Origin of the sequence: Corynebacterium sp. HMSC036D03 (genome assembly GCF_001836185.1) — a bacterium.
GTDB lineage: Bacteria > Actinomycetota > Actinomycetes > Mycobacteriales > Mycobacteriaceae > Corynebacterium > Corynebacterium simulans.
In genome coordinates this window covers 86,967-111,825 of sequence record NZ_KV827729.1, presented here as the reverse complement: position 1 = coordinate 111,825, position 24,859 = coordinate 86,967, and the positions used below count along the sequence as shown (strand labels likewise).

Annotated in this window: 21 protein-coding genes; 15 read left to right on the top strand and 6 right to left on the bottom strand. The window is 58.5% G+C overall.

Going from position 1 to position 24,859, the window contains the following annotated elements; translation table 11 throughout:
- Positions 1-6: 6 nt before the first annotated feature.
- Together HMPREF2692_RS03735 and mptB are read right to left on the bottom strand one after the other, a co-directional pair.
- On the bottom strand, positions 7-936 hold the full coding sequence (locus HMPREF2692_RS03735) for an ABC transporter ATP-binding protein (protein ID WP_061922357.1): 930 nt from the start codon (positions 934-936) through the stop codon (positions 7-9).
- Between the two features lie 6 nt (positions 937-942).
- The gene (mptB, locus tag HMPREF2692_RS03730; protein ID WP_070432911.1) at positions 943-2,670 is read right to left on the bottom strand and encodes a polyprenol phosphomannose-dependent alpha 1,6 mannosyltransferase MptB; all 1,728 of its coding nucleotides are present in this window, start codon (positions 2,668-2,670) and stop codon (positions 943-945) included.
- Between the two features lie 148 nt (positions 2,671-2,818).
- On the opposite strand from mptB, the gene HMPREF2692_RS03725 reads away from it, so the two are divergent.
- The 12 genes from HMPREF2692_RS03725 to HMPREF2692_RS03670 all read left to right on the top strand — a co-directional run bounded on the left by HMPREF2692_RS03725 (position 2,819) and on the right by HMPREF2692_RS03670 (position 14,426).
- Complete coding sequence (locus HMPREF2692_RS03725) at positions 2,819-3,517, top strand: helix-turn-helix transcriptional regulator (RefSeq protein ID WP_070822774.1); 699 nt, start codon at positions 2,819-2,821, stop codon at positions 3,515-3,517.
- A gap of 16 nt (positions 3,518-3,533) precedes the next feature.
- Positions 3,534-4,979 (top strand): Fe-S cluster assembly protein SufB, encoded by a 1,446-nt coding sequence (gene sufB / locus HMPREF2692_RS03720; RefSeq protein WP_061922366.1) that lies wholly within the window; start codon positions 3,534-3,536, stop codon positions 4,977-4,979.
- Positions 4,980-6,161 carry a Fe-S cluster assembly protein SufD gene (sufD, locus tag HMPREF2692_RS03715; RefSeq protein WP_061922369.1) on the top strand — a complete coding sequence of 394 codons (1,182 nt, stop codon included), beginning with the start codon at positions 4,980-4,982 and terminating at the stop codon, positions 6,159-6,161.
- 29 nt (positions 6,162-6,190) lie between these two features.
- Positions 6,191-6,949: a Fe-S cluster assembly ATPase SufC gene (sufC, locus tag HMPREF2692_RS03710; RefSeq protein ID WP_061922373.1), complete on the top strand. Its 759-nt coding sequence runs from the start codon at positions 6,191-6,193 to the stop codon at positions 6,947-6,949.
- An 8-nt stretch (positions 6,950-6,957) separates the two neighbouring features.
- The gene (locus HMPREF2692_RS03705; protein ID WP_070822772.1) at positions 6,958-8,202 is read left to right on the top strand and encodes an aminotransferase class V-fold PLP-dependent enzyme; all 1,245 of its coding nucleotides are present in this window, start codon (positions 6,958-6,960) and stop codon (positions 8,200-8,202) included.
- Complete coding sequence (gene sufU / locus HMPREF2692_RS03700; RefSeq protein WP_061922380.1) at positions 8,202-8,651, top strand: Fe-S cluster assembly sulfur transfer protein SufU; 450 nt, start codon at positions 8,202-8,204, stop codon at positions 8,649-8,651. Before HMPREF2692_RS03705 ends, sufU begins: the two co-directional genes overlap by 1 nt.
- Positions 8,652-9,059, top strand: a complete 408-nt coding sequence (locus tag HMPREF2692_RS03695; RefSeq protein ID WP_061922383.1) for a metal-sulfur cluster assembly factor — start codon at positions 8,652-8,654, stop codon at positions 9,057-9,059.
- 122 nt (positions 9,060-9,181) lie between these two features.
- Positions 9,182-10,813: an ABC-F family ATP-binding cassette domain-containing protein gene (locus HMPREF2692_RS03690; RefSeq protein ID WP_061922386.1), complete on the top strand. Its 1,632-nt coding sequence runs from the start codon at positions 9,182-9,184 to the stop codon at positions 10,811-10,813.
- A gap of 53 nt (positions 10,814-10,866) precedes the next feature.
- The gene (locus HMPREF2692_RS03685) at positions 10,867-11,805 is read left to right on the top strand and encodes a nucleoside hydrolase (protein ID WP_061922389.1); all 939 of its coding nucleotides are present in this window, start codon (positions 10,867-10,869) and stop codon (positions 11,803-11,805) included.
- Positions 11,806-11,911: 106 nt separating this feature from the next.
- Positions 11,912-12,661: a hypothetical protein gene (locus tag HMPREF2692_RS03680; protein WP_061922391.1), complete on the top strand. Its 750-nt coding sequence runs from the start codon at positions 11,912-11,914 to the stop codon at positions 12,659-12,661.
- Positions 12,658-13,341, top strand: a complete 684-nt coding sequence (locus HMPREF2692_RS03675) for an energy-coupling factor transporter transmembrane component T family protein (protein WP_061922394.1) — start codon at positions 12,658-12,660, stop codon at positions 13,339-13,341. Before HMPREF2692_RS03680 ends, HMPREF2692_RS03675 begins: the two co-directional genes overlap by 4 nt.
- 20 nt (positions 13,342-13,361) lie before the next feature.
- Positions 13,362-14,426, top strand: a complete 1,065-nt coding sequence (locus HMPREF2692_RS03670; RefSeq protein WP_210400642.1) for an ATP-binding cassette domain-containing protein — start codon at positions 13,362-13,364, stop codon at positions 14,424-14,426.
- Here the strand turns inward: HMPREF2692_RS03670 and HMPREF2692_RS03665 are convergent, their stop codons facing one another.
- Positions 14,427-15,791 carry a PFL family protein gene (locus HMPREF2692_RS03665; protein ID WP_061922400.1) on the bottom strand — a complete coding sequence of 455 codons (1,365 nt, stop codon included), beginning with the start codon at positions 15,789-15,791 and terminating at the stop codon, positions 14,427-14,429.
- 2 nt (positions 15,792-15,793) lie between these two features.
- A complete protein-coding gene (locus HMPREF2692_RS03660) occupies positions 15,794-16,063 on the bottom strand; it encodes an ACT domain-containing protein (RefSeq protein WP_049062390.1) in 270 nt (89 codons plus the stop codon).
- Positions 16,064-16,101: 38 nt separating this feature from the next.
- On the opposite strand from HMPREF2692_RS03660, the gene HMPREF2692_RS03655 reads away from it, so the two are divergent.
- The gene (locus tag HMPREF2692_RS03655) at positions 16,102-16,770 is read left to right on the top strand and encodes an SDR family oxidoreductase (RefSeq protein WP_061922403.1); all 669 of its coding nucleotides are present in this window, start codon (positions 16,102-16,104) and stop codon (positions 16,768-16,770) included.
- A gap of 5 nt (positions 16,771-16,775) precedes the next feature.
- Here HMPREF2692_RS03655 and HMPREF2692_RS03650 read toward each other — a convergent pair whose 3' ends face one another.
- Positions 16,776-17,348, bottom strand: a complete 573-nt coding sequence (locus HMPREF2692_RS03650; RefSeq protein WP_061922406.1) for a TetR/AcrR family transcriptional regulator — start codon at positions 17,346-17,348, stop codon at positions 16,776-16,778.
- A 154-nt stretch (positions 17,349-17,502) separates the two neighbouring features.
- Positions 17,503-20,319 carry an aconitate hydratase gene (gene can, locus HMPREF2692_RS03645; protein ID WP_210400641.1) on the bottom strand — a complete coding sequence of 939 codons (2,817 nt, stop codon included), beginning with the start codon at positions 20,317-20,319 and terminating at the stop codon, positions 17,503-17,505.
- 394 nt (positions 20,320-20,713) lie between these two features.
- Here can and HMPREF2692_RS03640 point away from each other — a divergent pair, with 394 nt between their 5' ends.
- Positions 20,714-21,211: an Rv1476 family membrane protein gene (locus tag HMPREF2692_RS03640; RefSeq protein ID WP_061922409.1), complete on the top strand. Its 498-nt coding sequence runs from the start codon at positions 20,714-20,716 to the stop codon at positions 21,209-21,211.
- Positions 21,212-22,975: 1,764 nt separating this feature from the next.
- On the top strand, positions 22,976-24,859 hold the full coding sequence (locus tag HMPREF2692_RS13300; protein ID WP_070822766.1) for a DIP1281 family NlpC/P60 protein: 1,884 nt from the start codon (positions 22,976-22,978) through the stop codon (positions 24,857-24,859).

The window sequence follows — 24,859 nt, the reverse complement described above, 5'->3', positions numbered from 1 at the left end:
TACTCCTTAGCTGCGCAGCTCGCGGCCGGTGATGTCGAGGAAGACGTCCTCAAGGTTGCGGTGGGTGGTGTCCAGGTTGCGTAAGGTAACGCCTTGCTGGGCAAGCTCCTGGGCCAGGCGGGCGATGACGTCTGGGGTAGCCGGGGTTTCCACGCGGTAATGCAGTGGGCGGGTGGCCTCAGTGGGCAGCCCTGCCGCGTTGAGCGCGTTAAGGTCCACCTCGGTGGCTGTCTCGAAAGTGATGAGCGGTGAGCCCGTGGATTCCATGAGCTCTGCCGTTGTACCCTGCGCCACCATGTGCCCGTGGTCCACGATGACAACGTGGTCAGCCAAAGCCTCGGCCTCGTCCATCAGGTGGGTGGTCAGAACGGTGGTTACTCCGTCATTGCGGAGCGCGCGGATGAGATCCCACACGGCCAAGCGGGATTGGGCGTCGAGTCCTGCAGTTGGTTCATCGAGGAAGACCAACTCCGGGCGGCCGATGATTGCCAGCGCTAGGGACAGGCGCTGTTGCTGGCCACCGGAGAGGCGCCGATAAGTGTTTTTCTCCACTCCTTTAAGCCCCAGCTGTTCAATCAGCCAGTCGGGATCGAGCGGGTTTGCACTGTACTTGGCGCTGAGCTGTAGCATCTCGCGTACGCGGATGCCAGAGTAGGAACCGCCGCCCTGGAGCATGATGCCGATGCGCTCGCGCACGGCGTCGGGATCGGTGCTGGGATTAAGGCCCAAGACGCGGATGCTTCCCGACGTCGGCTTCTTAAAGCCCTCACACATCTCGATGGTGGTGGTTTTGCCGGCGCCGTTAGGTCCAAGCAGGCACAGCATCTCGCCGCGTTCTACGCGGAAGCTGAGCCCGTCGACGGCCCGTTTATCGCCGTAGGACTTGACCACGTTGCTGAGCTCTAGCGCTGGTGCTCCATCGAAAGTTGCATTCACGAGTGCCTAGTTTAGGACACTGATTCGCGAACGGCGTAATAGCACCATCCACAGTCCCATGACCACGAGATAAGTCACGATAGCTGCGGTATAAATGACCACGATTGTGCCGGGCGGTAGGCCAAGGCCGCGAGGGAGCACGAAGAAACTCATCGCCGCAGAATATATAACCACCGTGATCCGGAAGATGAGACGGTTGGCCCACGCCGCCAAGGGCAGCACGGCCCACAGGATGTACCACGGGTGGACCACTGGGAAGAAGATGACCAGCACCAAGGTGGCGATGCCGAGGCCGCCTACCGGGTGGATGCTGCCACGATATGTGGCTAGCAACATACGCAGCATGAAACCGGCTGCGATGATAACACCGATGGTACGGGTGAAAGTGAGGATGGCGTCGGTGTGATCGCCCAAACCTAAGAGCATTCCGAGGAAGCCAGCACTGACGCCGACTGCAGTACTAGAGGACAACCACGAGCGGATGGATGCTGCGCCGCCTTGCCCGGTTATCCAGCCAAGCCCGATTCCGGAAGTCAGCGTGACAAGGGCAATTGCGGCCAACAGGATGAAAAACTGCAGGGCGACGGCGCTACCGATGGCGCGTGGGGTGGAGTATCCGCGGCGGATGAATAGCACGCGGGCGAGCGCCATTCCAACGAATCCCAGCCCGATGAAGCCCGTAACCTTGACCATTCCGGCGCATGAAATGAGCAATCCCGAGCATAAAAAGTACAGCCACGCCGGAGCGCCGCCTAGGCAGTCGACGCCGCGCAGGCCGAGCTCGACGCCGACCAAGGCCAATCCCAACATGACCGATTCATTGTGGATGCCGCCTACCAGGTGCAACGTGGTCAGCGGGTTGAGGATGCCCAACCACAGTGCGGACTCGGGCGAGACTCGACAACGGATAGCCAACTGCGAGATGGCCCAGCCGGCGGCGATTATGCCGGCTAGCGAAAGCAGCCGGTGTGCGATAACCCCCAAGATGATTGAATTGCCGGTGAGCAGGCTGACTATCCCGGCCAACCCGAGTGCGACGGGGCCATAAGGTGAGGGCGAGTTAGCCCAGATGAAGGGGACCGAGCGAGCCAAAGGATCGGCTGAACCGAGGAGCTCCACCGGGCCCCCAGAGTATGGGTCGAGGCCCTGGGTGACGATGGAGCCGTTGGCCAGATAGGAATAAATGTCCTGGGTAAAAAGGGGCGCAGTGAAAACAAGTGGGATAACCCAACCAGCCCAGGTACGCCAGAGCTGGCTTTCAGTAACCAACCGGCGCGGCCGCGAATGCTCGCCATTGCTTTCGGTGTTGCGGAGAGGCGTTCCAACAAACGGGGCCATGAGCACCCATGCGGTGACCATCAGGCCTACGCCGCAGAAGACGAGGGCAGAAGCCGATTGCAACATGCGCGACATCAATGAGCCGAAGGGCACGTTGTCATAGGGGTTGCCTACTACGGGCAGTGCGCCGGCCCCAAGGCCGCCGACGGCGATGAGGATGGCACCCAGCGTGCCCATCCATCGCAGCACAAAGAAGGCACGCAGCTGGGCGATGGTGGTACGCGGGCGAGCGGCGTCTTCATCTGGCAGAAGGTCGTAGAGTGCGCCGGGCAGGGAGCCGGGTGCATCTTCGCTATTTCCATCGGCATGCAGCTGCGCGGAACGCGATCCCGCACTGCCAAGACGCGGGAGATCCTGGCGGATACCCGTGAGGAAAGCAGTGAGGCGTTGTTTCATAAATGTTTACTCTAGCGGGCCGCCAATTGGCTTGGGGGTGAGGGCTCGCCACGCCGGGTACCTGCGTTGGTGGAAATTGGGAATGAATTAGGGAACACTAGTGTTGTCTAAAAATAGTCGTTCGCTTTCAAGACGGGAGGTGTAGCAGATGGTCCCAGAAAAGGAGACCAGGACCACTGAAGGCGATACCCGCCGCCAGGTCATGCTTCTCCTCCTTAAGGATGGGCCGGTTACGGCCTCGTATCTTGGCGAGCGCCTAGGTCTTTCGGCCGCCGGTATCCGCCGGCACTTAGACATTCTGGTGGAAGAAGAGCTCACGGAGGTGGTCCAGCGTAAGTCGCTCGCGGCTGGCCGCGGCCGCCCCGCCAAGCATTTCCGCCTCACAGACCGCGGGCGTGCACAATTCGGGCATGCCTACGACGCGCTGGCTTCCGATGCCCTGAACGCCCTAAGGGCGGCAGGTGGAGCCGAGGCCGTGCGCAGTTTTGCAAAGGCCCGCTTTGAAAAGCTCCTTGAGGACGTGCACCCGCTTATCGGGGAAGATGAGTCCGTAGAGGAAGTGGCCCAAAAGTTGGCTGCTGTCTTGGACGAACATGGCTATGCCGCGACCGTCAACAGTGCCGGTTTTGGTGTGCAGATTTGCCAGCACCATTGCCCAGTCGCCCATGTGGCTGCAGAGCATCCGGAACTATGTGAGGCTGAACAGGAAGTCTTTTCTGCCCTGTTAGGTAAACACGTGCAGCCCTTGGCTTCTATTGCAGATGGCCATGGAATCTGCACCACAAACATCCCCTTGACAAACATCCCCTTGACACCGGTTAACCAAGACCGGGAAACAAAGCATTAGACGAAAGGAGCGGGTTATGACTCAGGCACAACCGGCGCCAGGCCTCGAGACCAAGATGAGTGATGACGAGATCATCTCTTCCATCGGTGGTTACGAGTACGGCTGGCACGATTCCGACGAAGCGGGCCAGGCAGCTCACCGAGGACTCAGCGAGGACGTTGTCCGCGATATTTCTGAGAAGAAGAACGAGCCGGAGTGGATGCTGGAATCCCGTCTGAAGGCGCTGCGCATCTTTAACAAGAAGCCGGTTCCAACGTGGGGCCCGGATCTCTCCGCTATTGACTTCGACAACATCAAGTACTTCGTGCGCTCCACTGAGAAGCAGGCGCAGACCTGGGACGATCTTCCTTCTGATATCAAGGAGACCTACGACAAGCTGGGTATCCCGGATGCAGAAAAGAAGCGCCTGGTCTCCGGCGTTGCTGCGCAGTACGAGTCTGAGGTTGTCTACCACAAGATTCGCGAGGACCTGGAGGCCCAAGGCGTTATCTTCGTCGATACCGATACCGCAGTGCGCGAGTACCCGGAAATTCTCCAGGAGTACTTCGGCACCGTCATTCCGGCTGGCGATAATAAATTCTCCGCGCTGAACAATGCCTGCTGGTCCGGCGGCTCCTTTGTCTATGTTCCAAAGGGCGTGCACGTGGATATTCCGCTGCAGGCATACTTCCGCATCAACACCGAGAACATGGGCCAGTTCGAGCGCACCCTCATCGTCGTTGAGGAGGACGCTTATGTTCACTACATCGAGGGTTGTACCGCTCCTATCTACAACTCCGATTCTTTGCACACCGGCGTTATCGAGATCGTCGTGAAGAAAGGCGGCCGTTGCCGCTACACCACGATCCAGAACTGGTCCACCAACGTCTACAACCTGGTTACCCAGCGCGCAAAGGTGGAAGAGGGCGGCACCATGGAATGGGTCGATGGCAACATCGGTTCCAAGGTCACCATGAAGTACCCGTCTTGTTGGCTGACCGGCGAGCATGCCAAGGGCGAAGTTCTCTCTCTGGCTTTCGCTGGCGAGGATCAGGTCCAGGACACCGGTTCCAAGATGCTGCACATGGCTCCGCGTACCTCCTCCAACATCGTGTCTAAATCCGTCGCCCGCAACGGTGGCCGCGCGGCTTACCGCGGCCTGGTGCAGGTCAACGCGAACGCATCCAACTCCACCGCGAACGTCGAGTGCGACGCATTGCTCGTGGACAACAATTCGCGTTCCGATACATACCCGTATAACGACATCCGTAATGACCACGTGACCTTGGGCCACGAGGCAACGGTGTCCCAGGTTTCCGAAGAGCAGCTGTTCTACCTCATGTCCCGCGGCATCGCGGAAGAGGAGGCAATGGCGATGATCGTGCGCGGCTTCGTGGAGCCAATCGCGAAGGAGCTTCCGATGGAGTACGCCCTCGAGCTCAACCGCCTTATTGAACTGCAGATGGAAGGATCGGTGGGCTAAGTGGTCGCATCTAACGAATTCAATCCGGCTGACGTCACCAAGGGCGATCAGTTCACGTCTTTCAATGTGGAGGACTTCCCAGTACCGCACGGTCGCGACGAGGTTTGGCGTTTTATCGCCCTGCGTAACTTGCGTGGCTTGCACAACGGCGAGTTCGCTCCGGCGGTAGCGCAGAAGATTGCTGTCAGCGCACCGGAAGGCGTTAGCTCCGAGACCGTCGCTGCCGACGATTCCCGCCTAGGCAAGGCAGGTGCTCCTGCAGACCGCGTTGCAGCCCAGGCATGGTCTTCCATGCCAGAAGCGCAGTTGGTCACCATCGATGCTGAGGCTCAGCTGGATAAGCCAGTGGAAATCACCATCACTGGCGCGGGTGAGGGCGTGACCTCCTTCGGTGCAACCTCCATCCAGGTGGGCCACCATGCAGAGGCCACCGTCGTGCTCAAGTATGTCGGTTCCGGCACCCACGCTGACAACGTTGAGTTCATCGTCGGCGACGGCGCCAACGTCACCGTTGTTGTCGACGCTGACTGGGAAGACAACGCGGTACACCTGGGCCACCAGGTTGCCTCCATGGGTCGAGATTCTGTTCTGCGCCACAACACCGCCATCTTCGGCGGCGAAATCGTGCGAATCGTTCCACGCGTTGCCTTTACCGCTCCAGGCGGCGACGCAGAGATGCTCGGCGTCTACTTCGCCGATGCAGGCCAGTACTTCGAGAACCGCCTGCTCGTTGACCACTCGGTACCGAACTGCCGCTCCCGCGTGTTCTACAAGGGTGCGCTGCAGGGTGAAACCCATGCTGACGGTTCCGCCGAGTCTGGCCGTGCTGAGGCGCGCACCTGCTGGGTTGGCGACGTACTGATCCGCAAGGATGCCACCAACACCGATACCTATGAGACCAACAACAACCTCATCCTGACTGAGGGTGCTCGCGCCGATGCGATCCCGAACCTGGAGATCCAGACCGGCGAAATCGTGGGGGCTGGCCACGCCGCAACCGTTGGCCGCTTCGACGACCTCGAGCTGTTCTACCTGATGTCCCGCGGTATCCCGGCTGCAGAGGCACGCCGCCTTATCATCCGCGGCTTCTTCTCCGAGGTCATCTCCCGCATTCCAGTTGAGTCCTTGCGCGAGGATCTAGAAACCCGCGTCATTGACGAGCTCGAAAAAATCAACGCCTAGAAACAATCCCCGAAAGCAGGTCTAACTCAATGTCTACCCTGGAAATCAAGAATCTCCACGCGCAGGTCCTCCCGAACGAGGAGGACGGTGAGGCCAAGGAAATCCTCAAGGGCGTCAACCTGACCATCAAGTCCGGTGAGACCCACGCAGTCATGGGCCCGAACGGCTCCGGTAAGTCCACCTTGTCCTACGTCATCGCTGGCCACCCGAAGTACGAAGTAACCGAGGGCGAGATCCTGCTCGATGGCGAAAACGTCCTCGAGATGGAAGTCGATGAGCGCGCACGCGCTGGCCTCTTCCTGGCCATGCAGTACCCAACCGAGGTTCCGGGCGTCAAGATGGCTCAATTCATGCGCTCCGCAGTCACCGCTGTGCGCGGCGAGGCTCCGAAGCTGCGCGAATGGAACAAGGAGCTTAGCGAGGCACGTGAGAAGCTTTCCATCGATAAGTCCTTCGCACACCGTGCCGTCAACGAGGGCTTCTCTGGTGGCGAGAAGAAGCGCCACGAGGTTATGCAGCTCGATCTGCTCAAGCCAAAGTTCGCAATCATGGATGAGACCGACTCCGGCCTGGACGTCGATGCTCTGCGCGTTGTTTCCGAGGGCATCAACCGCTTCCAAGAGGAGACCAACGGCGGCATCTTGATGATTACCCACTACAAGCGCATCCTCAATTACGTGAAGCCGGACTTCGTCCACGTTTTCGCCAACGGCCAGGTCATCAAGACCGGCGGCGCTGAGCTGGCTGACCAGCTTGAAGAGTCCGGTTACGACCAATTCGTTAAGTAAGAAGGACAATGTCTAACTTCGACGTTTCTGCCATCAGGGAGCAATTCCCGATCCTGAGCCGCACCGTACGCGACGATAAGCCGCTGGTGTACCTCGATTCGGGAGCTACGTCCCAGCGTCCGCTGCCAGTGTGGAAGGCGGAGGAGGAGTTCGTACTGGGCACGAATGCTCCGGTCCACCGCGGTTCCTATCAGCTGGCGGAGGAGGCTGACGACGCTTACGAGTCCGCTCGCCAAGCCATCGCGGCTTTCGTGGGCGCAGATCGTGATGAGATTGCGTTCACCAAGAACGCAACTGAAGCTCTCAACGAGGTTGCCTACGTGATTTCCGACGAACGCGCAGGCGATCTGTACGTAGGCGAGGGCGACACCGTGGTCATTACCGAGCTGGAGCACCATGCGAATCTCGTGCCATGGCAGGAACTGTGCCAGCGCACCGGTGCGCAGCTGAAGTGGTATTCCATGACCGAAGACGGCCGCATCGATCTCGACTCCCTCGAGCTCGATGATTCCGTCAAGGTAGTGGCTTTCACCCATCAGTCCAACGTCACCGGCGCGGTGGCCGACGTCGACGAGCTGGTGCGCCGCGCCCGTGAGGTCGGCGCGTTGGTCGTCCTCGACGCCTGCCAGTCCGTGCCACACATGGCAGTGGATTTTCACGCGCTCGACGTCGACTTCGCTGCGTTCTCAGGCCACAAGATGTGTGGTCCGACCGGCATCGGTGCCCTGTACGGAAAGGCTGAGCTACTGGAAAAGCTCCCGCCTTTCCTAACGGGTGGCTCGATGATCGAAATCGTGAAGATGGATGAGACCACCTTCGCCGCGCCGCCGACTCGCTTTGAGGCGGGCACTCAGATGACCAGCCAAGTAGTTGGTCTTGGTGCGGCGGTGAAGTTCTTGTCTGAAATCGGCATGGACAATATCCATGCGCATGAGCAAAAACTCACCGCCCGCGCTCTGGACGGCCTGCAGCAGATCCCTGGCCTGCACATCGTGGGTCCGAAGGATACCGAAAGCCGCGGTGGTGCGGTCTCGTTCGTCGTCGATGGTGTGCACCCGCACGATCTGGGCCAGGTCCTAGATTCCCACGGCGTCGCGATCCGCACCGGCCATCACTGCGCGTGGCCGCTGCACCGTGCAGGCAACGTCAATTCGACTGCGCGCGCCAGCTTCTACCTCTACAACACGGAGGAAGAAGTAGATAAGCTCATCGAGGCCGTCAAGGCAGCACGCGAATTCTTTGGAGTGGAGTAATGAATCTAGATTCGATGTATCAGGACGTCATCCTGGACCACTATAAGAACCCGAAATTCGCGGGCTTGCGTGAAGGACAGGCCGAGGTTCACCACGTCAACCCATCCTGCGGTGACGAGATCACCTTGCGCGTGAAGCTTTCGGAGGACGGCAAGACCGTAAAGGATGTTTCCTACGATGCCGAGGGCTGCTCCATCTCGCAGGCCTCCACCTCCGTCATGGCGGAGGAGATCGTGGGCAAGTCCTTGGATGAAGCGCGCGCGAAGCTCGACGAGTTCGAAAAGATGGTCACCTCCCGCGGAGAAATCGAGGGCGACGATGAGATCATTGGAGACGGTGTTGCTTTCGGCGGCGTCGCCAAGTTCCCCGCCCGCGTCAAATGCGCTTTGCTCGGATGGAAGGCTTTTCAGGCCGCATCCATGGAAGCACTCAATGAACTGGAGAAATAAATGTCTGAACCAGTAGATCCATATCAGGATTCCAACGCCAACTTTTCCGGCAGCGGCGAGCGTCCACCGCAGACCGAGGAGCAGATTGCCAAGGCGTTTGATATCACCGAGTACATGCGCGACGTGATTGACCCAGAGCTGGGCATCAACGTCGTGGACTTGGGCTTGGTCTATGATGTCTGGCTCGAGGACGTCGACGGCAAGGAGACCGCCAAGATCAACATGACGCTGACCTCGCCGGCGTGCCCGCTGACCGATGTCATCGGCGAGCAGGTCGAGGCGGCTGTTGTGGGCAATAAGCTTGCCGACGCCGTCCAGATCAACTGGGTCTGGATGCCGCCATGGGGCCCGAACATGATCACCGAGGAAGGCCGCGAAATGTTGCAGGCCCTAGGCTTCGCAGTCTAGGCGAGCAATTTAAACTTCCACATCTTGATAAGTCCCGCTGCCGAATGGCCGCGGGATTTATCTTGTTTTCTGGTTTTGGCTCAGCTATGACCTGTTAGCGCCGGTTGATAGACTGATTCCTCGTGATTGTGACCAATGATTTCGAGGTGCGCGTGGGCGCACGTACGCTTCTCGACGCCCCTGGCCAGCACCTGCGTGTGCAGCCGGGCGACCGCATCGGGCTGGTCGGACGCAACGGTGCGGGCAAGACGACCACCATGCGCATCCTGGCAGGGGAGACCGAGCCCTATGGCGGGTCTGTCACGCGTTCCGGCCCCATTGGTTACCTGCCACAGGACTCCCGCGAAGGCAATATCGAGATCACCGCCCGTGAGCGCGTTCTCTCCGCCCGCGGTTTGGACGAGATCAAGCGCCGTATGGCAAAGCAGCAGGAGCTGATGGAGACTGCCACGGATGAGAAGTTCCGTGACAAAGCCATCCGCAAATACTCCCGCTTGGAGGAGGAGTACCACTCGTTGGGTGGCTACGAAGCAGACTCCGAGTGCGCGCAGATTTGCGATAACTTGGGCCTGCCGCAGCGCATCCTCGACCAGAAGTTGAAGACCCTGTCTGGCGGTCAGCGCAGGCGTGTGGAGCTGGCGCAGATATTGTTCGCGGCTTCGGCAGGCTCTGGTAAGTCCCAAACCACCTTGCTGCTGGATGAGCCAACCAACCACTTGGATGCTGACTCCATTACGTGGCTGCGCGGATTCTTGTCCAAGCACGAGGGCGGCCTCATCATGATTTCGCACGATGTGGATCTGCTTGAGGCAGTCTGCAACAAGGTATGGTTCCTTGACGCGGTGCGCGCTGAAGCAGACGTCTACAACATGGGCTTTAAGAAGTACCTGGATGCGCGCGCTACCGATGAGGCACGTCGCCGCCGTGAGCGTGCCAATGCGGAGAAGAAGGCTTCCGCCCTGCAGAAACAGGCGGCGAAGCTGGGTGCCAAAGCCACCAAGGCTGCTGCGGCTAAGCAAATGCTTGCGCGCGCCGATCGCATGATGAACGAGCTCGATGAGGTGCGCGTGGCCGATAAGGTTGCCTCCATCAAGTTCCCGGAGCCGGCGCCGTGCGGCAAGACCCCGATGAACGCGAAGGGCCTTACCAAGATGTACGGCTCGTTGGAGGTCTTTGCTGGCGTCGATCTCGCCATTGACAAGGGTTCCCGCGTGGTTGTTCTCGGTTACAACGGAGCTGGTAAGACCACGTTGCTGAAGCTGCTTGCGGGAGTAGAGCGCACCGACGGTGAGGGCGGCATTGTTTCCGGCCATGGTCTGCGTATCGGCTACTTCGCGCAGGAGCACGACAACATCGACCCGAACAAGACCGTGTGGGAGAACACCATTGAAGCCTGCCCGGACGCAGGCCAACAGGATCTCCGTGGCCTCCTCGGTGCCTTTATGTTCTCCGGCGACAAGCTGGAGCAACCCGCCGGTACCTTATCCGGTGGTGAGAAGACGCGTCTTTCGCTTGCAACTCTGGTTTCCTCGCGCGCAAACGTCTTGCTGCTGGATGAGCCTACTAACAACTTGGACCCGCAGTCGCGCGAACAGGTCCTGGATGCGCTATCCACTTACACCGGTGCGGTCGTCCTGGTCACGCACGACCCTGGTGCGGTTAAGGCCCTAAAGCCGGAGCGCGTGATCATCATGCCTGATGGCGACGAAGACATGTGGAGCGACGAGTACATGGAGATCGTCGAGCTAGCCTAGTTCGTTGGCCTATTCCACACCAAGGTTAAAAGGACCTATAGAGAGGAAAGCAGATGGCAGCACGCAAGGTCTTTATCGATTGTGATCCAGGCATTGATGATGCCTTGGCCCTGCTCTATCTCGCGGGGCTGCATCACGCCGGCGAGATTGAGCTGGTGGGAGTGACTACCACGGCCGGCAACGTCGATGTTTCGACCACCGCACGCAATGCTGCTTTCATCTTGCAGGTCTGCGGGCTGGGCGGCGTTCCCGTTGCGCCGGGCCATCCCGTCCCGCTCGAGGCGGAGCTGGTGACCACACCTGAAACTCATGGCGCTGCCGGTTTGGGTTATGTCAGCGCGCCGAAGTTTGAGCCGCACCACGATTGGCGCGAGCTTTGGCAGGCCGCAGCCGACGCCCGGGCCGAGCTCGTCGTCACCGGCCCGCTAACAAACGCCGCCTTGGCCGGCACTTCAGGATTTTCCAAGGTCAGCGTTATGGGCGGCGCGATTAACTATCGAGGCAATACCACACCCACGGCCGAGTGGAATTTCTGGGTGGACCCGCATGCGGCACAGCAATTCTTTGATGCTCTCCAGCGCGAAACAGTCAACGCTACCTTGTGCTCTTTGGAGGTCACCGAGCAATTCCTCATCGATCCACCACGCCTGGAGGCGCTGATGAAGGAGTTGGGGGAGCACCCCGTGAAGGCGCACCTTCCGGAGATCCTCCGTTTTTACTTCGAGTTTCACCGCGCGCAGGGCGAGGGATACCAAGCACAAATCCATGACCTTTTAACGTGCATGATTGCGCTCGAGCGCGTGGACTACCTAAAGCAAGAGACCACCGTGGCGGTCGAAGCGGATTCACAGTTGATGCGAGGAACCAGCGTCGCGGACTTGCGTGGGCATTGGGATCTGCCGCATAATGCGCGGCTCGTGCAGGCCGTGGATATCCCCGGCGCGCATGCTGAGTTTCTTCGCGCCGCGCGGATTTTGAGCAAGCACGCCTAGTCTGCCTATTATTGGTGCGTTGCCCGAGGTGACATAGGGCATTAAATCCAAAGCAGATCCGTTTGCTTTTCCTTCTTTCATTTCTTTTATCTGGAGAATTCTTTTTATGTCACAGTTATCTCTAACGCCTGCGCGCAAGGCTATGGTCCTGGCCGGCGGCCTTTTGGTTGCAGCGACGTGGATTTATCTGGTCCTCGTGCGTCCGACCTCTTGGGAATCAGTAGCCGGTTCGACCGAGGCACTCATTACCTTGGGCGGCTATGTGGGCGGTGCCGTGTTTTTGTTGGCAGGCACATTGCCTGTTCTTCCAGCCCGTACTATCGCGATCATTCCAGTAGCTCTGGTCTTAAACATCGTGGTAGGCGAGATCATCGGTTCTATCGGAGTGCCTTTGTATTTGGACGCGGTCGGCACGATCCTCGTAGCCGCTCTTGCCGGGCCAATCGCAGGCCTTGCCACGGGCACGTTGTCTTCGGTGGTGTGGGGACTCATCAATCCCGCAGCACTTCCGTTTGCGGCCGTTTCTGCAGCTACTGGGTACCTTTCCGGGTGGGCTATTTCCCACGGCGCGTTTAAGAAGTGGTGGCGCGTTGTTGCTTCTGGTGCTGTTATCGGCATCATCTCCGGCATGCTTGCGGCACCGGTTGCGGCTTTCGTTTATGGAGGAACAGCCGGCCTGGGTACGGGCGCTGTGGTCTCGCTTTTCCGCGAGTTGGGAAACTCTCTACTCGCATCGGTGACGTTGCAGTCCTTTATCTCCGATCCGCTCGATAAGATCATCGTGTTTTTGATCGTGTGGGCCACCGTCAAGGCATTGCCCAAGCGCACCCTGGAATCGCTGCGCCCTCAGCTATGATTCATCCCGCAACTATCTTCAGTGCGGCCGCATCAACGTGGTTTCTCGTCGTGGCGATCAACCAGCCCTGGCTTAGCTTTGTGCTGCTTAGCGTATGGCTTATATGCGGCACCATCTGGTCACGCTCCATCTCCGTGGTAGCGACCACCGCGGTATTGGCGCTTCCCGCTGCCGCCTCGATGGTGCTTATCCATGCGCCCTATGGTGATAATCGCCTCGCGCCCTTTTTAACCAGTGACGGGCTGTGGCTTGCAGCTAAGCTTTCGCTGCGATTCGCCACGCTCATGGGATGCATCCTCGCTGCAGCGGCAGCACTAAAGGTAAGTGACGTAGCCAAATGGCTGCAAACCTCGCGGTTTGGACACAAGGCCGCATATGTTGTGGGGGCGTCGCTCCAATCATTGCCGCAGGGTGCTGCAACGGTGGCCGCAGTACGCGATGCTAACCGCCTCGCCGGGGCGAAGATTCACTTGGGCAATGTTGCACCCCGTGTCATCATTCCGGTCATCGCACGCTTGCTTACCCAAGGCGCAAGCCGCGGGCATGCGTTGGGAGCCATTGGCTTCGATACCCCGGGCAAACGTACAGTGCTGGTCCCCGTACCAGATAGTAAGTTCCAGCAAGTATTGCGCTGGACCTTGCCAGTATTTAGCATCTTGGGAGCGGTGATATGGAGCTAAAACCTGGTGAAATCCACACCTTGAGGGTCGCTTTTGAGGAAAACGCCGATGAAGTGGCACAGGAACTCGCGCGGGAGTTAGGCGTAAATACTGTCATTGGTTCCTTTGCGGCTGCGCACGTTACTTTTCTGCGCGATACCGTGCGTGAGGAACTGGCTTTGGCCTTGGAGAACCAAGGCAGGCAGTGCGAGGAGATGGCCCAGCGTGTTGACGCCACGCTTGGCGATGTCGACCTTGATGGCACCCGCAATCCCGCCACGCTGTCGGGCGGTCAAACGCGTCGGCTCGCACTGGCACAAGTCGCCATCGCGCGACCGGAAATCCTGATTATTGTTGAGCCATGGGCCGGCCTAGACGCGCATTCCCGCGAACGCATCGCGGCCTACTTAGGAAAGTTGGATCAAACAGCCGTGGTGTTGGTCGAGCACGAGATGCAGATGCTCGCGCAGGACGGCCAAGAACTGGAAGCGATTGTTCCGTCTGGTGAGGCAATCGTTCTAGACGGTATTCAAGCCAAGCGCGGTGGCAGGCGCAGGCGGTGGTGGAACCTGAAACCTGTGGACTCCAAGCTTTTCACGGTAGGGCCGGTGGATTTGCGGTTGCAGCACGGCGCCGTGCTGTGGCTGCGCGGCGACAACAGCTCCGGCAAGACCACGCTGTTGCGCGCGATGGCCGGCCTCGACGGAAATGCTCCTGTGCATGCGAGCACATCGCTGGCTTTACAGTCGCCGCTAGATCAGATTATTGAACCCACCATCGCCCAGTGGATCGGGGAAGGGACTCTACCCGAAGAACTCTTGAGCCAGCTTTCCGCCGAGATTGCCTTCGATGATCATCCGCTGGACGTCTCTATGTCCCAGCTACGCGTAGCACAGATTGCCCACGTGGTGGCGCAGGGGCGCGAGGTCGTGATGTTGGATGAGCCAGACACGCTTCTCGACGCCCGGGGCACAACGTGGGTGCACCGGCTCATGCACCACGCTTTAGCAAGGGGAGCAGCCCTCGTGGTGACCTGCCATGAACCTCGTTTCGTAGAAGAAATTGCGGCTTATGCGCAGGTCACCTCTCTAGCTCTACGCTGCTGATTAATTTCGGAAGCCGTGGACCGGTGCCGGGATAAAGCCGCCGCGATTGACAAACGTAGAGTTGCCCACGGTGTTGACCGGGATGACCGGAGCGTATCCGAGCAGACCACCGAAGTTGACTTCGTCGCCAATCTTGGCACCCGGTACTGGAATAACGCGGACCGCGGTGGTCTTATGGTTCATCACACCGATGGCGGCTTCATCAGCAATCATGCCGGCAATAGTTGCCGCAGAGGTATCGCCAGGAAGCGCAATCATGTCGAAGCCGACCGAGCAGATTGCGGTCATGGCTTCCAGCTTGTCCATGGAGATGGCACCGGAACGCACTGCGTCGATCATGCCCTTGTCCTCGGAGACCGGGATGAAGGAACCCGAAAGGCCGCCGACGCGGGAACACGCCATCATGCCGCCCTTCTTCACTGCGTCGTTAAGCAGCGCCAGCGCGGCGGTAGTGCCGTGCGTGCCGACCTGGTCAAGGCCCATGTGCTCGAGGATGTGTGCCACTGAGTCGCCGAGCTCGGCCGTCGGTGCCAGGGAAAGGTCAATGATGCCGAAGGGAACGCCAAGGCGCTCGGAGGCCATGTTGCCCACGAGCTGGCCAGCACGCGTGATCTTAAACGCGGCCTTCTTGACCTCCTCGGCAACCTGATCCAGGGTGGCACCCTCGAGGTTGCCCAACGCACGGTCAACCACGCCGGGGCCGGAAACGCCCACGGAAACCACGCAATCCGGTTCCTCGATGCCGTGGAAGGCACCCGCCATGAACGGGTTGTCGCCCACGGAGTTTGCAAAGACCACCAGCTTGGCGCAGGCGATCGCCGACTGATACTTGGTCAGTTCGGCGGCCTCCTTGATGACCTCGCCCATGCGCTTGGCGGCATTCATGTTGATGCCCGCGCGGGAGGACGCGATATTTACGGAGGAGCACACGAGCTCCGTGGTGGACAGTGCCTCAGGGATCGAATTGATGAGCTTCTTTTCCGCGGTGGTGGCGCCCTTTTCCACGAGAGCAGAGTAGCCGCCGACGAAGTTGACGCCGGTCTCAGCTGCGGCACGGTCCAGGGCCTTGGCTACCTCGACCGGGTTGCCGTCGACACCAGCCACGATCAGGCTGACCGGGGTCACCGAGATTCGCTTGTTCACGATCGGGATGCCGAGCTCTTGCTCGATGCCTTCGCAGACTTCCACCAAGTGCTTGGCTCGCTCGGTGACCAAGTCATAGACAGCCTGTGCTGTAGCGTCCATAGAAGAGCGCGTGCAGCTAAGCAGCGAGATACCCATGGTGACGGTACGGATATCGAGACGGTACTTATCGATCATCTCGATCGTGTCGAGGATACTTACGGTATTAAAGCGATTGAGCATATCTAGATCTCGTTCATCGCTGTAAACAGCGCCTCGGATTGAACACGGATGGACTGGTTGATGTCTTCGCCCACCTTATTCATGCGCTCTTGAATCTGTTGGATCGAAACCTCAGATTCATCAAATTCCACGCGCAGAATCATGGTGAAGAAGCCAGACATCAAGGTCTGGGAGACGTCAACGATGTTGACTCCAAGTTCAGCGAGACTGGTTGTAACAGAAGCGATAATTCCGGTGCTATCCGCACCGGTAACAGTCATAATGGCAATCATGGATTAAATTCTATCGCTCTTCACGTACGGTGGGGGCCATGACTTTGACGAAAAAGAAAGTACTTTACATTGGCGGACACGGAAAGGTCGGTCTGCTTGCCACCCCGAAGATGCTAAAAGTGGGCCACAACGTTCATTCGCTGATCCGCTCCGAGTCCCAAGTGGAGGAGATTGAAAACCTAGGCGCTACCGCAGTGCTGAAGGACATCACAAAGACCAGCGCCCAAGAATGGGCTGAGCTTTTCGCGGACTTCGACACCGTGGTGTGGGGTGCCGGTAACGGCGGCCGTGGAGGCGCAGACCTTACCTGGGCTGTAGATCGCGATGGCGCAATGGCAACTATCGACGCCCTAGAGCTGCTCAAAGCAGAGGGCAAAAAGGTACCTGATTACGTGATGATCTCCTACGTTGGCGCAACGCACAACGAGACCGATCCCAATGATGAGTCTTGGTACGCCTACGTTGAGTCAAAGAAGGCAGTAGACAACCGCCTGAATTCTTCTGAACTGAACTATGTCATCCTCGGCCCATCTGCGCTTACGGAAGAGCCAGCGGGCGGCATCGAGGTAATCGAGGATACGAATCCTCACGGCCAGACTAGCCGTGAGCTGGTTGCCGAGGTGATTACTGAAGTTGTTGGCCGCGAGAGCCTTCCGGCTAGCCCGTTGGCCTTCATCGATGGCGAGAATCCAGTCAGCAGTATTTAAGCCGGCTAGGCACCCGCTTTATCTTTACGGATGGTTTGCTCCACGAGGTCTAGCACAGCTCTAAGACCAGCGTGGTCACCGAGTGCTAGGCGGGAAATGAAGCCATCCATGAAGGTCTCGAGGTAGAGCACCAACGTGTCCACGCTGACGTCGTCGCGCATGCGACCTTCCTCAGCGTTGGACTGTAGGCGGGCACGGACTGCGTCGGAAAGCACCGATTGTTGGTCCACCCACCGCGCGCGGAACGAAGGATCGGTCCGCAGCAGCGATGAGATCTCCAACCGAGTAGCCAGCCAATCGTGGCGCTCTGGGTGGCGGAGCATCTCACTCATTACTTCGACCAAGCCGTTATTCGCAACGACCTCCGCCTGGCGGGCAGCGTCTTCACGCGCCAGCGCCAAGAACAATGACTCTTTGTCGCCAAAGTGGTGGAAGATGGCGCCGCGGGACTTGCCCGTGGCCTCTTCTAGAAGGCGGACCGTAGCTCCCTCGTAGCCATGCTCGGCGAAACACTTGCGTGCACCAACGAGGATGTCATGTCGACGTCGGTTGAGCTCAGCATCACTCACGATGGGCATAGAAAATCCGTTTCTTCTAGATAGCAAGTTAGAAATATTTAGTTCTAACCGGAGCTTGGATTCCCCCGGTCAAGTCTAAAAGGGGGACCGCAAGATAACTTGCGATCCCCGCTCTACCTAGGGTTTTACCTAGGAATTAGATGGTGTGAAGACCTTAAGCCTTAACCATCTGGCGCAGCACGTACTGCAGGATGCCGCCGTGGCGGTAGTAGTCGGCCTCACCCGGGGTATCGATGCGGACCTTAGCGTCGAACTCGACGGACTCGCCAGACTCCTTGGTAGCGGTCACGTGAACCGACTTCGGGATGCCACCCTCGTTGAGAGCGGAGATGCCTTCGATGTCGAAGGTCTCGGTGCCATCCAGGCCGAGGGACTCGTGGGACTCGCCCTCCGGGAACTGCAGCGGGATAACGCCCATACCAATGAGGTTGGAGCGGTGGATACGCTCGAAGGACTCGGTAATGACAGCCTTGACGCCAAGCAGGTTGGTGCCCTTAGCAGCCCAGTCACGGGAAGAACCGGTGCCGTACTCCTTGCCAGCGATAACAACCAGCGGAATGCCAGCTGCTTTGTAGTTCTCGCAAGCGTCGAAGATGAAGGACTGCGGTGCGCCTTCCTGGGTGAAGTCGCGGGTGTAGCCACCAGCAACGTCGACCAGCTGGTTCTGCAGACGGATGTTGGCGAAGGTACCACGCATCATGACCTCGTGGTTACCACGACGGGAACCGAGGGAGTTGTAGTCCTGACGCTCAACGCCGTTTTCATCCAGGTACTGAGCAGCAGGGGTGCCCGGCTTAATGGAGGAAGCAGGGGAGATGTGGTCGGTGGTGACGGAATCGCCCAGCTTGGCAAGAACGCGAGCGCCCTTGATGTCCTCGACTGGGGTCGGCTCTGCCGGCATGCCGTCGAAGTACGGTGCCTTGCGGATGTAGGTGGAGTCGTCGTTCCAGTCGAAGGTCTCGCCCTCTGGCACATCGAGGGAGCGCCATGCATCGTCACCCTTGAAGACGTCAGCGTAGTCAGCCTCGTAGAGCTCGCGGGAGATTGCCTTCTGGATGGTGTCCTCGATCTCCTCGGAGGAAGGCCAGATGTCCTTCAGGAAGACATCGTTGCCGTCCTGATCCTGACCCAGAGCCTGGGTGTCGAAATCGAAGTCCATGGTACCAGCAATAGTATAAGCGATAACCATGATTGGGGAAGCCAAGTAGTTCATCTTGACGTCCGGGGAGATACGTCCCTCGAAGTTACGGTTACCGGACAGGACTGCGGTTGCAGCCAAGTCATGCTCGTTGATGGCAGCGGAGATCTCCTCCGGAAGCGGGCCGGAGTTGCCGATGCAGGAGGTGCAACCAAAGCCGGAGAGGTAGAAGCCCAGAGCCTCAAGATCTTTCCAGAGGTCTGCACGCTGGAAGTAACCGTCAACAACCTGGGAACCCGGTGCACAGATGGTCTTAACCCATGGCTTGGAGGTCAGGCCCTTTTCAGCAGCCTTGCGGGCGATGAGGCCAGCGCCAACCATGACGGATGGGTTAGAGGTGTTGGTGCAAGAGGTGATAGAAGCGATTGCAACCATGCCGTGGTCCAGGGTGTACTCGCCGCCATTAGGGGAGGTGACGGTAACTGGGTTGGACTGACGGCCGGAGCCACCCTTGGCTGCGGACTCGCCGTGACCCTCACGGGAGTTGTTCAGACCGCCGGTAACGTCAACGAGTGCCTCGTCAGCGTCGCCCTCGGAGGTCATGCGCTTTGCCTCAAGGGAGGACTCGTCAACGACGACGTCGCCAGTTGCGTAGGTCGGTAGATCCTTACGGAACTGCTCCTTAGCCTCGGACAGCAGGATGCGATCCTGTGGGCGCTTTGGACCAGCGATGGAAGGAACAACGGTGGACAGGTCCAGCTCGAGGTACTCGGAGTACTCTGCCTCTGGAGCGTCCTGCTCCAGCCACATGCCCTGTGCCTTGGCGTAAGCCTCGACGCGCTCGATCTGCTCCATTGGGCGACCGGTGAGCTCGAGGTACTTGATGGTTTCCTCGTCAATCGGGAAGATTGCGGCGGTGGAGCCGAACTCTGGGGACATGTTGCCGATGGTGGCGCGGTTAGCCAGCGGAATGGACTTAACGCCATTGCCGTAGAACTCAACGAACTTCTGGACAACACCGTGCTCGCGGAGCATCTCGGTGATGGTTAGAACGACGTCGGTTGCAGTAACGCCGACTGGGATCTCGCCGGTCAGCTTGAAGCCGACAACGCGCGGGATAAGCATGGAGACCGGCTGGCCGAGCATTGCAGCCTCAGCCTCGATGCCGCCAACACCCCAGCCCAGGATGCCCAGGCCGTTTTCCATGGTGGTGTGGGAGTCGGTACCGATACAGGTATCTGGGTATGCGACACCGTCGTTGTCGAAGACGACGCGGGACAGGTACTCGATGTTGACCTGGTGGACAATGCCGGTTCCCGGTGGGACAACGCGGAAGTTGGAGAAGTTCTCAGCACCCCAACGCAGGAACTGGTAGCGCTCCTGGTTGCGCTCGTACTCAATTTCAACGTTCTTCTCGAGCGCTTCTGCGGAACCGAAGGCCTCAACGATAACGGAGTGGTCGATGACCATCTCTGCCGGGTTCAGCGGGTTAACCTGCTCTGGCTTGCCGCCCAGAGCGGAGATTGCCTCACGCATGGTGGCGAGGTCGACTACACACGGAACACCGGTGAAGTCCTGCATCAGAACACGTGCCGGAGTGAACTGGATCTCGGTGTCCGGCTCAGCGGACGGATCCCAGTTAGCAAGTGCGTTGATGTGATCCTTGGTTACATTCTTGCCGTCCTCGTAGCGCAGCTGGTTCTCAGCAAGCACCTTCAGGGAGTAAGGCAGCTTCTCCAGGCCAGCGACTGCGTTGATGTCAAAGTAGTCATAGGACTTGCCGTTGACGTCAAGAGTCTTCTTGGCACCGAAGGAGTTTAGGCTTTCAGTCACAGGGAGCTCCATTCCTTGTTTGTCAGAACAAAAGTTCATGGTTTCCAGCTCTACCGCCTTAAAGGTAAGCCGCCACTTTCCATGTTCACATATATGGTTCACATATATATGAGGAATAAGGCGCTTGCGTTTAAGGCCAAGGCGCTGGAAACGAGAAGAACGCGAAGGTTCGGAAACCAGTCTAATGGTTTCGACCGACGACCGTGTCAACTATAACAGTACGAGCGTTCTGTTTCACCTTTTGGGAAGGTTTCGCGCGTCACATAGGCAATCCTGATGATGGCAGCGTTACTTTATGAATCGAAGCTGCTTGCTCACAGGCGCCCATGGGCTGCTATTTATAGGGTGGGTTACGGCAAGGCAGCATTAGCAACCGAAGTAGAGGAGGGGAGCAATGAGTGCGGAAAGCGCTGAGTCTCCGGCGATCGATATCGCTGACCTCGCCGCGCAGCTACGCGCGGATGGCTCCGCCTTTACTAATACGGACCTGGCCAACGATCAATCCGTCCAGGACTCCATTTCTGCGGCGTTGCATGCCGGCCATGGCGTTGCTGTTGTGGATGACTACACCGCCACTGCGGCAGAAAGCCGCAACCTTGCCGTCGATCTTCAAAATGCCACGGGATTAGACACCGTCATCGTTCAAGTGCCTTCGCATGTCTCTGCCGTGAGTGGCTCGCTGTCGCGTGCGGAACTCGAAGCAGTGCAACGCAAGATTCCTAGGGGCATCGATCAGGTTGAGCTCCTTGAACGCTTTTACGACGGCATAGATCGGTTTGACGTCCATTCGGTGATTCTCACCGCCTTTATGGTGGTGCTCGCGCTCGCCGTTGCTTGGATAGCTTTCAGGTCTGCATCAAGGCGTGAAACGCGTTCCGAGAAAATGGGCTAGGCCCAACGGTGGGACGATTGTCCGCCGAACCTCGGTTCAACCGAAGCTCGAAGATTTCTCTCGTTTTCAGCGTTTCGGAAACTATGAGACTTAGATTTGTTCGAAAAACTATCCCCAGAACCTGAGTGAACCGTCGGGGTCACCGGGTGCCGAATGAGGGGAACCGTGCGGTTGCAATCAACCCGAAAGTTGGCCATCAAATTTACCGATCTGGCTACACCTGAGTCATCGATCTCGCGCGGATCTGGACCTCAATCCGTTGGGAATTTGCCTCCCATTTAACGCTGGGCGAGGCGATCGTTTTGCGCCCTTTAGTTAAAGCGGAAACCAATCCATGCCCATCTGGTGGCTATGGGATTGTGGACATCTGGGCGCCGGCGGATGTCGAAATTGGTCTGGCGAGTGTCAAATTCCAAGAGTGGGGTAGGGGATCTAGTCAACCACCCTGACTTGACAAGCGGTGGGGGAGGGGCTGCTAAAGGGGGTTTGCGTGGAGATTTCACTAGTAGTGTGATGAAACACACAATCACGGGAAGGTAACAAAATTATTGCAGGTTGGCTGCCTTTGTAACGTCATGTGGCGCGACTTGACTGGAGTGAATTTTGAGGAAAGTGTGCGCGACGGTGTGTCGGTGACGTATGGTTCAAATATCGACTCACGGGTTGATTCTTGTTCCATACGTTCATGGGCCAAGCCTTGACTCTCAATCGAGATGACACACGGGTATGTGGGGAAGCACGCCACGAGTGGAAATCGCGGGATTGAGGTTCGCCGCCTGGCTCACGATGAGCAGATGGGATGGGGCCTAGTTGTTTGAAGCCCTGACGCATAACGCTTTAAGGCGCGAGCCTTTAACTCTGTTGCGTGTCGGAGACAGCGGCGTCGTAAAGCAGCGCTGGCTTATTTCGAACACACCTGGCACCCCAAGAACGATTCGTCGAAGCCGATTCCAGTGTTCGAATTTTTTAAGAATTGACACACCCACATTCCGATTGGGGACAAGCAAGCCGGTTGGTCTTGTCGTCGCCTCACCGGGTGCCGGTGCAGCTTCAGCCTTCTGGGGCGAGAAGCTTCTGCGGGTTCTCGGTAAGGGGATGGCAATGTGATCGGCATAGCGAGTTACTCGTAGGGCTAGCTTCGTGCGGCCCGTTCAAGGTTCGTGGATTTTGCTTTCCGCCCTCCCGACCGCGCGCAAGCGCAACGGAATTGCGGCGACGGCAGGCCACGGATTTTAGAGCGGTTCATACGGGGTTAAGACGCGAGTTCAACACAGCATTGCTTCTCCCGCGCCTGTGATCGGCGCATAAACGTCACGCATTTTCACCGTAGGCACAACCTGCCTAAAGGTTGTACTGCCAGGGCGGTGTACGCATCGAATGCGTATATCTGCACCTACTCCAAGGCTGCCTGGTGCCGGGTAACGTGCCCCTAACTTTTGCCATTGTGCGATTAGGTAAAAGAGTTCAAAGGGGTGCGCTAGTTAAGACATGCGCTTTTAAGCTGGCTTAAGTTAAGTCCCGGGCATTCCTATATCTAAATCAACAGTGTAAACCCGCTAGCTTTCTGCCAGCCAGCTCGCTGACAGGCGCATCTGTATCTTGTGCCGAGGTGGATGCTCGAAGGCTACCTCGCCGGTCGCAGGCGAGGACTCTCATAGCTTCTATCGGGTTTGGCTGGGCTGATTGTGGCTGATTGTGTAGGGATGAGCTTTTGCATGACGTGAAACAATTCGGCGAAGCGTGGGTGTCTAGGAGATACTTCTCGTGGCCACCATCTTTAAGTACGGCTCTCGGCGTCTGAAGACGCTGTTAGTCACCGTCGCAACCACCGCGACGCTATCTACCGTTTCCACCCTTGCTCCGGTTGCCGCCCAGGCGGAAGAACCGGTCAACATCCAGTCCTTGCTTTCCTCGAAAGATGCATCTGTCGCTGACCTTGCTGGCGCCATTGCCACCATTGAAGAGCAGATTGCGAAGCTCGAGGGAGAAATTGGAATGCGACGTGAGGCAGTAAACCGTGCCTTGGTCGACCTCCAGGACGCGCGTACGGAAGCCGCTCAGGCTCGCCGTGGCACCACTGCGGCGCGTGGTGAACTCGATTCCGCACAGTCGGAAGTCGAAAAGGCTCAGAAGAAGCTCAATGAGCTTTCGCGTACTGCTTACCGCCGTGCCAATACTTCTGACGCTGTCTCCACGGCTGCGGGAAATGACGCGCGCGGCGAGATGCTGGAGCGCCAGACCTATCTGCATACGCAAACCAAGGATCAGCAGGCGGTCTTGGATCGGTTGGAGCGAGAGCGCACTGAGAAGGCGAACAAGGAATCGCAGCTTCGCAAGACCCAGGAGTTGGCACAGCTGCGCGAGGAAAAAGCTACCGAGGCTGAGGCCCAAGCGCGTCAAACCCTGGAAGAAAGCCAGTCGAACGTGGCCGAGTTTTCCTCCGAGCGCGAGAGCTTGCTAAAGCAGCGCTCCCAGGTGCAAAATGCGCTAAATCAAGCCAAAGAGCTAGATTCCAACGAGTCTAAGACTGGAGAGTCTGGCTCAAACGTCCAGTCAAATAACTTGACCAAGAGGAAGGCTCAGACCGATAGCGCGGCTACTTCGCAGGCGCCGGCAGCAGGCTCCCAGGAGTCCGCGGCGGCAAGCAATGCTGCGGGCGCAACGCAGTCGACGTCGGAAAGCGCTTCTGCGAATGCTAATGCCAACGGTGGCGAAGCGGCGCTTGCTCCTGACGCTTCCGCGGCGGAGTCATCTACATCAGCTACCGAGTCTGATTCGATGATGCAGGGCGGCGAGCCGGATTCCGTAACCCGGGACTTCCGTGCGGATAGGTCTGGCTCGCAGCTTAGCGCGAGCGACGTCCAGAAGGCAGCGGAGGCGGCCCAGGAGCTGTCTTCGGATCCGAACGTGCAAAAGCTTTCCTCCGAAGGTTTCAGCATGCACGGTTCTTCCGTCGACTCCTCGACGCTGGCGCTCGCGGGCACGGCAATCGGTGCGGCTGCCGCGATTGTTGGCGCGGCCCAGCCAAATCATACGGGCTTGACCCAGGAGGAGCTGGACTCGCTGGCGCAGGGTTCTTCGCAGCTCGCAGCTCTCCAGGGCGGCAGCACCACCAGCAACACCGAGGACGATGAATTGACCAATGAGGTCTCTGACGTCCTAGGCGAGTTGGACACCACGGATGATGTCACGGAAGAAGCAACGAACGCGCTTGGCGATGCCGACCGCAGCGCGAAGATTGAAGCGGTCATTGCCCGTGCAAAGTCCCAGATCGGCATGCCCTATGCATGGGGCGGTGGCAACGCGAACGGCCCCACCAAGGGAATCCGCGACGGCGGCGTGGCTGACTCCTTCGGCGACTACAACAAGGTCGGCTTCGACTGCTCTGGCCTTACGATGTACGCCTTTGCCGGTGCCGGCATCTCCTTGCCACACTACACCGGCTACCAGTACCAGAAGGGTACTCAGGTCCCAGCTAGCGAGATGCAGCGCGGCGACCTTATCTTCTACGGGCCCGGCGCAAGCGAGCACGTAGCTATCTATCTTGGCGACGGCACTATGATTGAGGCCCCTCAGTCTGGATCTAACGTTCAGATTTCTCCTGTGCGTTGGTCCGGAATGACGCCTAATGTCGTGCGCCTCCTCTAA